Below are 1,247 nucleotides of genomic sequence, written 5' to 3' on the forward strand. Positions count from 1 at the left end.
CCTGACACGCAGGTCCCTCCGGACACGGTCCCTCCGACAAACGACGGACCTGACAAGCAGGTCCCTCCGAGAGGCGCCCACATGCGGTAGGGGCAATTCATGAATTGCCCCTACCAGGGAACCGCTTTTGTGATTGCGGTAAACACCGTAAACACCAGGGTTGTGAAGGCTGAAGCCTTCACCGAAAAGCGGCGATAAATCGCCGCACTCCATATGACAAGCGAACCCGACAAGCACGTCCCTCCGATGTTGTCCGGCAATTCCTGCATCGGCCCCACCGCGTCCTATGAATTTTCACCCCCAGCGAGTGATCTGGCGGCTTATGCCAAATAAAGCGGCCAGCGCGATCGCTGCGGTCTCCACCCGCAAAATCCGCGGCCCCAAATCCAACAGGTGCCAGCCGCGGGTGCGGGCGGCCTCCATTTCCGCAGAAGTGAATCCTCCCTCGGGCCCTATCGCGATCACAATCGGCCCCCGTTCCTCTTTCTCATCGAGGAAAAGGGTTCCTTTCTGTGATGCTCCGAAGCGCTCATGCTCCCCGGATTCCACCGGATGAGCCAGGTACCTCGCGGCGGCCGGGTTCACCGCCTCCAGAAACGACGACCACGGCTGAGGTTCGGCCACCATCATCAAGCGGTTGCGACCGCACTGCTTGCTTGCTTCGATAACGATGCGGGTCAGCCGGATCACGATGTCTTTCTCCGGCCGGACTACCGTACGTTCGGTGATCAGCGGCACGAACGCTGTCACGCCCAACTCGGTGAGCTTTTCCACAAGTACCCGTTGCCGGTCCCCTTTGGGCAAGGGAGTGGCCACCGTCAGCGAGAACGGGAGCTCCCGGTCGATCGTACGTCGCTCCAGGACCTGGAGAGTCGCGTCCCGCTTGCTTATTTTTTCCACCTCGCACAGATACTCATGTCCCTGACCGTCGAAGAGGATGACACGATCACCCACCGCCGCCCGCATCACGTGAATAAGGTGGTGCGCTTCTGATCCCTCCAGGACGACATGTGTCCCGGTGACAGTGGGACAGTAAAATCGCTCGGCCATGGTTGTTCCTTCCCGGTTATCACGAACACCGATCAAGAAACTCTGTCGATTTTACCGAAGACTCTCATATGACGGGTTTTGCCCAGGGTGGGGATTTTCCATCAACATGTCCGCCTGAAATATCCACCCACTGGAGAGACGTTTATGAGCGGTCCCAAAGCTCGGACCGGTATTGCCGCGCGCTATCTGGGCTACTG

The 1,247-nt window shown here is 58.9% G+C and carries 1 protein-coding gene; it reads right to left on the bottom strand.

Translation table 11 applies throughout. From position 1 onward, the window contains the following. Positions 1–294: 294 nt before the first annotated feature. The gene (locus H5U08_RS19260) at positions 295–1,050 is read right to left on the bottom strand and encodes a 16S rRNA (uracil(1498)-N(3))-methyltransferase (RefSeq protein ID WP_297036937.1); all 756 of its coding nucleotides are present in this window, start codon (positions 1,048–1,050) and stop codon (positions 295–297) included. Between the last annotated feature and the right edge of the window lie 197 nt (positions 1,051–1,247).

This window comes from Thermogutta sp., from assembly GCF_014359955.1.
Lineage (GTDB): Bacteria > Planctomycetota > Planctomycetia > Pirellulales > Thermoguttaceae > Thermogutta.

Bases quoted from the DNA above. Each gene is read 5' to 3' on its own strand.
- H5U08_RS19260 (WP_297036937.1), bottom strand. From the start codon at position 1,050: ATGGCCGAGCGATTTTACTGTCCCACTGTCACCGGGACACATGTCGTC.